Source organism: bacterium (assembly GCA_016699045.1).
Taxonomy (GTDB): domain Bacteria; phylum Babelota; class Babeliae; order Babelales; family RVW-14; genus AaIE-18.
Map to the genome: position 1 here is coordinate 316,072 of CP064957.1, position 10,731 is coordinate 326,802.

A 10,731-nucleotide genomic window follows, 5' to 3' on the forward strand; every position below is an offset into this window, starting at 1 on the left:
AACAAATAGTTTATTCAAGGACCATCGTGAAAAAAATCGTAAGCGCATTAGTTCTCAGCCTGGTAGCAAGCCAAGCATCAGCGCATATTACCAACCACAGCATTGAAGCAAACTTACAACAATGCGTTGCTTTGGCACAGCACGGCATGTCTAACGAAGAAATTATAGCAACCGTTCAACAAGCGCTTGATCAAGCGGTACTCGCTGACAGCGCGAATATTGAAGTAAAAACACCAACCAGTGACACCGCCCGGCTTAAAAGCCGGGGCTTCTCAATGAACATTTGAATATCACTGGTTCTGAATATATTTTCTGATAGCTTCTTCGCTGCACTGGCCAACTGTTTCTGCAAAATAGCCATCTGCCCAGAAGCTATCTCCCCACAAAAATTCTTCCAATTCTGCAAACTCTTCTCTCATTATCTTGCTACTACCACCCTTGAACAGCTGAACAACCATACTAACACTTATGCTCGGCTTTATCTGAATCAGCATGTGAACATGATCTGACTGAATGTTCAGCTCATGAATTTCCCATCGATTTACTTCTGCACACTGCCGAAACAATTCTTCAATACGTTTTGCTATAGCTCCCTTTAGTATCCTTTTTCTATATTTTGGGATCCAAACTAAGTGGTACATTAATCTATGCCTTGTATGTGCTCCTGACCAATATTTCTTCATAGTCTCAGTATGCCACTTCAGTTGGCTCTTCGCAAAAATACTTCGCTTTTTGCTTCAGCGCCAAGTGGACTCGCATTCATCCCCAGGCTTGAAAAGCCTTGGGGTATTCTGCTCATGGTAATAAAAAGGTTGTTATGTACATTGCTGGCGGCGTCGTTGTTGCGGTTGGCGTTGGCGCGGGCATTTATTATTTTTATAATGCTCAAAACAATACTGCTAACACCCAAAACCTTAACGATATTGATTAACTTCCAACTTCTGAATTTATCTAAAGAAGGCCACGATTTGAATCGTGGCCTTCTTGCTTTTTGAACGCTAATTTTATACGCCAGCCTCAGAAATATTTATTTATATCTACCGTGCTTTAAAAATTTCCGCCACGTCCTGCCAACCAAGCACAACGCCAGAAGAACGCTTCTGCCCTTCTTTTCCGGCATACACCACAAACGCTTTTGCTGGGTCTACCTCGGCAAGCGTGCACCAATAATTGAGATTATTAAAATAATCTGACGACACGGTTTTTCCTGCTTTAACTTCGATAGGAACCAGTTCAGGACCTCGCTCAAGAACGAAATCGACCTCTCGCTCAGTTTTATCACGCCAAAAATAAACACGTGGCTGGCGGTCATGGTTGTAGTACTGCTTCAAAATTTCGGTTAACACAAAATTTTCCATCAAGCCGCCCCGCAGATAGTGGGAATAAATCTCTTCTGCCGATTCTATGCCAAGAAGTGCGCATGCAATGCCAGTATCGTAAAAATAAATTTTTGGTGATTTTACCAATCGCTTACTAAAATTTTTGTGGTGCGGCTGCAATAAAAACACCAGATAACTTACTTGCAATAACGTAAGCCACGAATTGGCGGTTACTTGCGTAATGCCGCAATCATTAGCCAGCGAAGCAACATTTAATATTTGGCCAATGCGACCAGCACACAACCGGATAAATGTTTGAAAGAGCGATAAATCAGCAATGTTTTTTAGTTGCCGTACGTCGCACTCAAGATACGTTCTAATATAATTTTGATACCAACTGGCAGCAAAATTTTGCGCATAAATACGCGGATACATTCCTTGATGAATCACGGTTTCAACCGTTTCGGGTAACAAAGACGCATTCACAAGTTCCTGTACAGAAAGCGGCAGGAGCGTGAAAAGAGCAATCCTTCCTGCCAACGTTTGCGAGATAGCCTCATTCATTAAAAAGTTTTGAGAGCTCGTCAAAATAAAATAGCCTGGTTTATAGTCTTTATCAACCGCCAATTGAATGTACGAAAGAATAATCGGCGCATGTTGAAATTCATCCAAAATAAGACCATGAGGATTGGCATGCTCTTCAAGAAATCCCTTTGGGTCGCGTTTAACATACTCTTGAATATCAAGAATATCTTCAAACGAAAGATATTTATGGTGAGGAAAAACTTGCTGGGCAACGGTCGTCTTGCCAGACTGCCGTGGGCCTAAAATGGCCAGCGTGGGGTATTTTTGTGCCGCGGCACGCAAACTATCTTCAATACTTCTCTTGATCATCATATCCTCACTTTTTTACGATTGAATCGCTATTATCAACCATCATAGACAAATATTACACCAGACTATAAGATTTGTCCAGCGTGCACCGAAATATCGACTAGATCGAAGCAAAACGGCCTTTTTGCTTTTTTGATAATAATTTTGTACGCTGACCTTCAGAATTAGAAAGTAATTTATTTATTTTTGACAAAGATTACGATTAATCAAAGGAGTAATAACAATGATTATTCATAACAAATTTCTTATACCAGCCATCACACTGGTTGCTTGCACCGCTCAGGTCAGCGCCATCATGGTTTCAACATTCAGCGTTCGTGATCGCGTTACCGAAATAGGTCGCCAATATTTGCAAGCACAAGGCTTTTCGGTCAGCGGCATTCCGACACGCATCGCACCAGAATATCGAGAAAAGATTAGTGAGATTGCTGATTTATTAACAACCAGCATGAACGCACAAGGCCGCAGTTACATCGATTTAGAAGATATTCAAGATCTGACACGTTCAATGTTGCACGATTTTGTGCACACCTTAAAAACACTCGTTCAATCATTCGACCTCTCACGCCGAGCTGATGATATTATCAAACGCGTGACACGTGAAGAAAGTATCAACCCAGACACCATGGCCGCAACGTTTGTAGCGGAATACCACCGCAAAGGCGCAGCCATTGTGGACCGCATGCGCGCGATTATGCGCGAAGACGGGAGAGATTATGTGCGCGAAAAAGAAATTGAAGATGAAACGCGCCGCCAAATGAAAGATCTTTTTGCCCGCATCAAGCGCGATAACTCAACCTGGAGCAGCACGAGCACATCAACTAACAACCAAAGCAATGCACCATTCAGCTGGTTTGATTTTTTCTTCGGCACCGGCACCCAGCAGCCAAGCAACGTGGTTGAGCAGCGCAAAATTGATGCCAAAGTGCTTGAAATTGCCAACCAAATTTTGCGCGATAAAAAAATCAATCCAGACAACATTCCAGCTCGAGCAGTTGGCGACTTGAGCGATGCCATCCAAACGATCATTCGAACGGTCAAAAATGGCATGGGCTACCAGCAACCACCACCACGCAAGTTATCACCAGCATTGCCGAGCAGGCACTGATCCCCGTCATTAATAAAATCAAATTTGTTAATGAAACGTGCGTGATCTGCCAAGACGACTACCAAAAGGCAGACACTGTGGGCATTTTAAACTGCGGCCATGCCTACCACAACGATTGCATAGAAACCTGGCTTACCCGCCAACAAAACTGCCCACTCTGCCGCCAGGAGTTTGTACGGGTAACGAGCAAGGAACGCGTGCCTTAAAAAAAATATTTTAAAAAACGACGTGGGTCTCGGCCAAAACCGGGGCCCTTATTTTTTTGATCAACGACATAAAAACGGCTATACTCTTAGATATTTCTTACCTACAAGTTTTGTCTCTTTAACACGGAGCGTACAAATGATCGATTTAAGCAGACTACGACAAGACCCCGAAACTATAAAAACTCTCATTTTACGCAAAGAACCAGGCTTTGCGATAGACTCCCTGATCGACCTTGATCAACGCGTTAGATCGATCAGATCCGACGTTGAACAACTTCGCAAAGAAAAAAATGAACTAGCAAAACAAGGCGCTGGCGGCGTTACCGCGCAAGTACGCGAACGCGCCATTCAACTGGGCAAAGACCTTAAAACCAAAGAACAAGACCTTGAAGTAGCCGAGAAAGAATTTAACCACCTCTGGCTTTCATGCCCCAATATCCCGCAAGATGATATTCCGGTCGGCGACAAAGCAGACAATAAAGTGGTAAAAACATTCGGTCAAAAGCCGGTTTTTTCTTTCACGCCAAAAAATCACGTTGAGCTGAACGAACAAGCCCAATGGTTCGATTTACAAGTTGGCGCAGCCATTGCTGGCTCACAATTTGTTTTTTACAACGAATTCGGTACTAAAATTATTTATGCACTCACTTCTCTCATGCTCAGAAACAACGTTAAGCACGGCTTCAAACCAGTACTCCCGCCCGCTCTCATTCAAGAAAAAGGGCTGTACAATGCCGGCAACTTACCAAAATTTGAAGGCGACTTCTATAAAGTTAATGACGAAAATTTATGCCTGATTCCAACCTCAGAAGTCAGCTTGACCAATCTTCATGCCGACCAAATTATTGCGGGCGATCAGCTCCCGCTGCGCTATACCGCGTGGACCAGCTGCTTCCGTCGTGAAGCGGGCAGCCATGGCGCTAACGACCGCGGGCTGATTCGCATCCATCAATTTGAAAAGGTTGAGCTGTTTGCCATCACCAAGCCTGAAGATTCAAACAACGAGCTTGACCGCATGGTTGCAGCAGCGGAAGATATTTTGCAATCACTTGGCTTGCATTACCGCATTACACTGTTGGCAGCACAAGATTGCTCATTTCAATCTGCTAAAACATTTGATATTGAAGTATGGCTGCCTGGTCAGGACCGCTTTTATGAAGTATCTTCATGCAGCAACTGCCAAGATTTTCAAGCTCGCCGCGCCAGTATCAGATACCGCACCAAGCCTGAAGAAAAACCTTGTTTGGTGCACACGCTCAATGCATCATCATTGGCATTACCACGCTTGATGGTGGCACTCATGGAAACATATCAACAAGAAGATGGCAGCATAAAACTACCGGAGCATGTACAAAAACTTATTGATAACGTGTGGTAAAACCATAAGGATCTACTTATGATTGACAATACCATCAGAACGAAAATTCGTAAGATTAAAGTCCATACCAAGCGCGTTATGCAAAGCAGCTTGTCGGGCGATTATTTGTCTGCCTTCAAGGGCTCAGGCTTGGAGTTTGATCAGCTGCGCGAATACAACATGGGCGATGATATCAGATTTATCGATTGGAACAGCTCGGCCAAAATGAACAAAATCATGGTCAAGCAGTTTATTGAAGAACGCGATCGTACCGTTATTATCGCCATCGACGTCTCGGCATCGTCGCGCTACAGCTCGCAGAGCGAACAACGTAAAGAAAGTATTGCACAAGTTGCTACCGCACTGGCTTTTATTGCCGAAGAAAATAAAGATAAAGTTGGTGCGCTCTTTTTTTCAGACAAGATTGAAAAATGGCTCCCGCCCAGCCGGGGGCCGCTTCATGTTGGTTCAATTTTAGAAACTATTTTTTCGCTTGAACCAAAAAACACCGGCACCAACATCACCGAAGCACTCCGCTTTTTGATTAATGCAAAAAAACGCAATGCGATTGTTTTTATGCTTTCAGACTGGATTAACAACACGAATGATTATGCAAAATTGCTCAAAGTTGCCAGCGTTGAATATGATTTTATTGGCATGCGCTTTCAGGATCCGTGCGAAATAAATTTCCCCGACATTGGTCTTTTGGAAGTTCACGACCCTGAAACAAACGCAACCTACACGCTTGATACGCGCACCAAACATCAAAAAGTAAGTCCGCTCAACCTTTTTATAACTAAAGAAGCACACCAACAAAAAGAGATGTTTAAAAAATATAACATTGATCTTTTGGACTTTATCATCGGCAGACCGTTTATTAATCCACTAATTAGGTTTTTCCACCAAAGAATTAGGAGACAAATCTAATGGACGCAAAAACTGATTTTTTTGATATTTACGATTATGTGTACCAGCCAGTGTGGCAAACAACGCCGTTTAAAATTGGATCGGGCGTTATGGCGGTTCTGCTGCTGGCCGCACTTATTGGTCTTATCATTTATTTAAGACGTCGTAAAAAACAGCTCTCGCCATGGGAGTGGGCACTACGCGAAATCGCCAGCATTTCGCTTGAAAAATGCGTAAAAAAAAGCGATTTTAAAAAAGTATATTTTCAATTGACCGACATTTTAAAACAGTATTTTCAGAAACGATATGGTTGGCAAACCATTAATAAAACCGACGATGAACTGATCAACTACCTTACCAAGCAGCAGTTTGCTTATGCGCTGCTGACCGAGCTCCAGAAAATGCTTGAAGGCTCGCTGTGGGTAAAATTTGCCAACCAAGAAATGCTCAAGACGCAAGCGCAAAAAGATTTAAAGACGGCGGTGCGCGTGATTGAAGAAACATTGCCACGAGACAACGCGAAAAAATAATTACTAACACACCGACGCAACTACGGGGGTAGGGACGCAGACACCATGAGTACCAAACAAAAACTTTTTTCATTATACATCCATTGGCCGTTTTGCAGCACTAAATGCAATTACTGCGACTTTGTTGCGTTTGAGCAACACGCCGATTTTCAAGATGCTTATCATCATGCCTTACTCAAAGAGATAGAACATTTTGTGGCCACCAACCCGCTCTACACACCAGACATCACCACGATATTTATGGGCGGCGGGACACCAAGCCTCTATCCGCTGGACTACATGGCCCAGCTCTTTGAAACGCTTAAAAAGCATTTTAATTTTAGCGGCATCAAAGAATTTAGTATGGAAGCCAACCCGGCAGATATTAATGAAGAGCGGCTTGATGCCTGGGAATCTTTTGGGATCAATCGTTTGAGCATGGGCGTTCAAGTGTTGGACGACAACGTGTTGCTTAAACTTAACCGCCGCCAGCGCACTGCCGACGTTACCAATGCGCTCAAAATTATTCCAAAATATTTTAATAATTTTTCTATGGACTTTATTTTGGGCCTGCCTGGTGTTTCAGACCAAACCTGGGATGCAAGTATTGACTGCGCATTGGCAAGCCAAGCGAAACATATTTCCATTTATTTTTTAATGGTGCACGAAAAGACCCCGCTCTACTTTCAGGTACAAAAAGGGAAGGTCAAACTGCATGACGATGCCGACCTAATTGCTCAGTACGAAAAAACCATTGCTAAACTTACCGCCAACGGTTTTGAGCAATATGAAATTTCTAATTTTGCGCGCCCTGGCTATGCGTCGATACATAACCAAGCCTACTGGGAGCGCCTACCCTACCAAGGTTTTGGGATTGGTGCCTGTTCGTTTGACGGCTCCAGGCGCTTTATGAACGAGAAAAATCTCACAACCTACCTCACGAACGTCTTTAATAAGAATTTTGAAAATTTATCAACATGCGAAAACCTCACACCAGAGCAAGAAAAGCTCGAAATGCTCATGCTGGGCCTACGACAAAATAAGGGTGTGGGCTTGCATCGTATGGTATACTATTTAGACACAGAAAAAAAACAACGAGTTTTTGAGGCAATTGAGCATCTCAAAAGCCAAGGACTGCTCATTCAAAATGGCGACCAGATCAGGCTTACACTTCAGGGCATGGCCCTGGAAAACGAGATAATTTTAAAGCTGATTTAATAATTGTCTATTTATTGTTTTTTTTGTTATAATAATCGTCCTATCAAGTTGCATGTATCAAGTGATAATTCTGTTTTATGAAAAGTAACGTTTAGAGGGGCTAAATGGCTAAGCATGTCGGTATTAAGTTACCTGAAGATCTCATTGAGATGTTGAAAAAAGAAAATACGGTAGCAGTACTCGCCACCTTTTCAGAAAAAGGTGTGCCAAATACAACGCCTATTCAATGCATTTACCCCAAGGGACAAGAAAGCTTGCTTCTCAGTATTCATAAAGAGCATACTGGATACTTGAACATGGTCTGGCAAAAAAAAGTCATGATCTGTTTTATGGGCGAAGGAAACGTAGCTTACAGTATTCTTGGCCGCGCTGGCGTTGTACGTGCACCATCAATAGTTCATCCACTCATGAATATTGTACGTATTGACATTATAGACATCAAGAGCGACCGCTCTATTTTAACAAAAGTGGACCAAGGCATTACCTGGAGCTATACTTCTGCTGAAGCTGAAGAGTTGGAAAAAAGCTTGTTTAAAGAATTACGTGATTTATCTCGAACACTGTAACGTGTTTGCGCAGGAAGGTAATGAAGACTTACTCTCCTAAAATACTTTTTATTATTTTCACTTTGTTGATACAATTTAGTGCTGTTTATGGCATGCCGCCTGCTAATAATACCGCAAACGACTCAGATGAATCATCATCTTCAAACGATACTGATGATTCAAAAGATGATTCTGCTGAAAAAACTGACAACAACAAAGACAGTCAGGGTGATGACAGCAGTGAAGACGAAAGTGGCGGCGGCCCTGAAACCGTTGAGCTTCCTGCTGACAGCGTGGGCGTGCAAGGCAACTGGATGAAGAAAAAAGACTGGCTGATTCGGGCGCATGAAGTTAATACGCAAGTCCGTCAGTTATTGCTTGAAATTCAAGGTGCACGCACCTCTTTCAATCAAAAATATACATTGATCGATACCAAACTTGATACATTTTATCGTTCGATCAGTACCGATCAAGGCAAACTTAATGAACTTTTTGACAGCCTTGAAAAATACCTCAAGAAAAAGAAAAAACAAGAACTCGAAAAATTTGAAAATGCGAACAGCAAAGAACAAACAAAAGAACGTTATTCTTTAATAAAAATTCAACTTCTTGAAGAAGATATCACGCGCAAAAAAACACACCTCAGACAACTCAAGCTCGATTTGCAATCGATTGAAGATTTAGACAAATCAATCACTCAACGCCTCAAAAAGGTTGATGAAGAAATCAAAAACTCAATCGAGATAGCTTCTCAAACGCGCAAGATGATGGAAGATCTGTGGACTTTTATCGATCACAAAAAAGCAGAAGCTCATTATTACAAAATAAAAAATGATATTTTTGAGCGACTCAACAGCATCAAACAATATTTGAATGCTGAGCTCTTACGAGATTTTGACAAAGTTTCAAACGCCATCGAAACGCAAATGCAAAAAACTAAAGCCGCCATCGATGAATTAGAAAAAGAAGGCTTTATCATTAAAGACCGCACGAGCCGTATTGAAAAAATTAAAGTTGACGAACTCTTGGCTATTAAAATGGCTCAAGAAAAAGATGCGGCTGGTCATGCAAAAAAACAACCCCGTCACAAAAAACCAACAACGTGGTATGGCAATTTTTACGATAATTGCATTACTCTTGCGGCAAGTCTTTATTATAAAATTACCCACCCTGTTGAAACTCTTTTTGGTCAGCCAGCTCAAGAACCGAAAAAAGAATCCGCAAACGCTCCAGTAGAAAAATCTGCTATCTCAAAACCGCAAATGGTTACACCAGCAACAACCATGATGCCTACCATGGCGCCAACATCTTTAAGCCCAACCGTTGCACCAATTTCTCGCATGCCAACATTGACCACACCAACAATGCCACAATCTCCTGCCATGCCGCAACCAGCGCCGGCAAAATCAGTTTCAGCTCCCGTTGAGGCTGAAACGACTGAAAGCGAATCAGACTCTGAGGACACTACTGACAACACCGACACAGATGAACCTCAAACAGGTGGCATGCCTAGCGCTACGTAGCACCAAGCTCATCGTAAAGAGCATGGTAACGAGCAACCATGCAATCAAGCGCATAATCACACTCAACTAAATCTCTATTTGCTCGGCCCATTTTTACAGCTAATGAACGCTTATCATACAACTGCTGCAATGCGTTAGCCAATGCTTGCTCGTCGTTGACTGGCACCAAAAATCCATTTGTGCCATCAACCAACACTTCGTGCGACTTCCCTGCACAAGTTGAAACAATTGGTAAACCAAAAGCCATTGCTTCCAAAACGGCAACCGATAGTCCCTCACTTTGTGAAGACAACGCAAAACACTCAAAGAGTTGGTAAAAACGAGCACCATCTGCGCGCGCACCAGTCAGCACAACATGCGCACTAATACCAAGCTGCGCAACTAATGCTTTTATTTTTTCTTCGTCCTGCCCACCACCAACAAGACAGAGTTTTACTGGCTGGCCAGCAGGCTTTATAGTTGTAAGCAAAACTGCAAAAGCTTTTACCAAAACATCGTACGATTTTATGGCATCAAGCCGCCCAACCGAGCCAATTACAAAATCATTCTCATGCAAACCAAGCTCACATCGCGCAAGCGGCGCCTGCTGGACATACTCATGCAGCTCGCACACATCAATCCCATTTTTAATAACAACAAGCGATTGCGTAACTGCCGTTCGCTTCGCTTGGTCGCGCTGGGCACCAATAATCGTTTTTTCATATGCCGTTTTGACACCATCAGCAACAGCCACAATTTTTTTAGGAATAGTCGCAGTTATACTATCCAACAAATTGCGTACAGAACCTTCATGAGCCGCATTGCCATGCAGATCGCACATCAACGGCAGTTGATAAAAAAATGCAAAAAGACGAGCAATAATATTGGCAGACCACAACGAAGAATGAATCAGCGTTGGCTTAAAAGAATTAATTAAAGCATTAAGTCGATAAAACGCTACAAAGTCGTAGCAAAAAAATAATCCGGAAATTTTGATAACAGGAACGCCAAGATCGCGAATTTTTTTAACAAAAGGGCCATCGTAAAAATAGGCAACTACATGTTGATAACGCTGATCTTGGCTTGATTGAGCAAGAAAACGATAGAGCATCGTCTCTGCACCGCCCAATTTTAAACTGGTAATGATATGCAAAATCTTCATAACTA

12 protein-coding genes are annotated in these 10,731 nt (G+C 42.5%); 9 read left to right on the top strand and 3 right to left on the bottom strand.

The features are described 5' to 3' along the window. The first annotated feature begins 26 nt into the window (after nt 1-26). Entirely contained in the window at nt 27-287 is a 261-nt protein-coding gene (locus IPF37_01380; GenBank protein QQR49478.1) for a hypothetical protein, read from the top strand. A gap of 3 nt (nt 288-290) precedes the next feature. On the opposite strand, the gene tnpA is transcribed toward IPF37_01380, so the two are convergent. After that, nucleotides 291-641: an IS200/IS605 family transposase gene (tnpA, locus tag IPF37_01385; GenBank protein ID QQR49479.1), complete on the bottom strand. Its 351-nt coding sequence runs from the start codon at nt 639-641 to the stop codon at nt 291-293. Between the two features lie 396 nt (nt 642-1,037). Continuing rightward, nucleotides 1,038-2,216, bottom strand: a complete 1,179-nt coding sequence (locus IPF37_01390; protein QQR49480.1) for an ATP-binding protein — start codon at nt 2,214-2,216, stop codon at nt 1,038-1,040. A gap of 220 nt (nt 2,217-2,436) precedes the next feature. On the opposite strand from IPF37_01390, the gene IPF37_01395 reads away from it, so the two are divergent. The 8 genes from IPF37_01395 to IPF37_01430 all read left to right on the top strand — a co-directional run bounded on the left by IPF37_01395 (nt 2,437) and on the right by IPF37_01430 (nt 9,585). Further along, on the top strand, nt 2,437-3,321 hold the full coding sequence (locus tag IPF37_01395) for a hypothetical protein (GenBank protein QQR49481.1): 885 nt from the start codon (nt 2,437-2,439) through the stop codon (nt 3,319-3,321). A 41-nt stretch (nt 3,322-3,362) separates the two neighbouring features. Further along, nucleotides 3,363-3,527, top strand: coding sequence for a hypothetical protein (locus IPF37_01400; protein ID QQR49482.1), 165 nt, complete (start codon nt 3,363-3,365; stop codon nt 3,525-3,527). Nucleotides 3,528-3,663: 136 nt separating this feature from the next. Then, entirely contained in the window at nt 3,664-4,905 is a 1,242-nt protein-coding gene (gene serS / locus IPF37_01405; GenBank protein ID QQR49483.1) for a serine--tRNA ligase, read from the top strand. Between the two features lie 18 nt (nt 4,906-4,923). Next, a complete protein-coding gene (locus IPF37_01410; protein ID QQR49484.1) occupies nt 4,924-5,811 on the top strand; it encodes a DUF58 domain-containing protein in 888 nt (295 codons plus the stop codon). After that, nucleotides 5,811-6,320, top strand: a complete 510-nt coding sequence (locus IPF37_01415; protein QQR49485.1) for a DUF4381 family protein — start codon at nt 5,811-5,813, stop codon at nt 6,318-6,320. Before IPF37_01410 ends, IPF37_01415 begins: the two co-directional genes overlap by 1 nt. A gap of 45 nt (nt 6,321-6,365) precedes the next feature. Continuing rightward, on the top strand, nt 6,366-7,517 hold the full coding sequence (gene hemW, locus IPF37_01420; protein ID QQR49486.1) for a radical SAM family heme chaperone HemW: 1,152 nt from the start codon (nt 6,366-6,368) through the stop codon (nt 7,515-7,517). Between the two features lie 104 nt (nt 7,518-7,621). Continuing rightward, nucleotides 7,622-8,083: a pyridoxamine 5'-phosphate oxidase family protein gene (locus IPF37_01425; protein QQR49487.1), complete on the top strand. Its 462-nt coding sequence runs from the start codon at nt 7,622-7,624 to the stop codon at nt 8,081-8,083. Between the two features lie 62 nt (nt 8,084-8,145). Then, nucleotides 8,146-9,585 carry a hypothetical protein gene (locus IPF37_01430; GenBank protein ID QQR49488.1) on the top strand — a complete coding sequence of 480 codons (1,440 nt, stop codon included), beginning with the start codon at nt 8,146-8,148 and terminating at the stop codon, nt 9,583-9,585. Here IPF37_01430 and IPF37_01435 read toward each other — a convergent pair. Further along, nucleotides 9,578-10,726: a glycosyltransferase gene (locus tag IPF37_01435; GenBank protein ID QQR49489.1), complete on the bottom strand. Its 1,149-nt coding sequence runs from the start codon at nt 10,724-10,726 to the stop codon at nt 9,578-9,580. The two genes, IPF37_01430 and IPF37_01435, sit on opposite strands and share 8 nt — an antisense overlap. Nucleotides 10,727-10,731: the final 5 nt, after the last annotated feature.

Coding starts and splice junctions, on each gene's coding strand:
- IPF37_01415 (QQR49485.1), top strand. CDS start 5,811: ATGGACGCAAAAACTGATTTTTTTGATATTTACGATTATGTGTACCAG.
- IPF37_01435 (QQR49489.1), bottom strand. CDS start 10,726: ATGAAGATTTTGCATATCATTACCAGTTTAAAATTGGGCGGTGCAGAG.
- IPF37_01425 (QQR49487.1), top strand. CDS start 7,622: ATGGCTAAGCATGTCGGTATTAAGTTACCTGAAGATCTCATTGAGATG.
- serS (QQR49483.1), top strand. CDS start 3,664: ATGATCGATTTAAGCAGACTACGACAAGACCCCGAAACTATAAAAACT.
- IPF37_01410 (QQR49484.1), top strand. CDS start 4,924: ATGATTGACAATACCATCAGAACGAAAATTCGTAAGATTAAAGTCCAT.
- IPF37_01395 (QQR49481.1), top strand. CDS start 2,437: ATGATTATTCATAACAAATTTCTTATACCAGCCATCACACTGGTTGCT.
- tnpA (QQR49479.1), bottom strand. CDS start 641: ATGTACCACTTAGTTTGGATCCCAAAATATAGAAAAAGGATACTAAAG.
- hemW (QQR49486.1), top strand. CDS start 6,366: ATGAGTACCAAACAAAAACTTTTTTCATTATACATCCATTGGCCGTTT.
- IPF37_01390 (QQR49480.1), bottom strand. CDS start 2,216: ATGATGATCAAGAGAAGTATTGAAGATAGTTTGCGTGCCGCGGCACAA.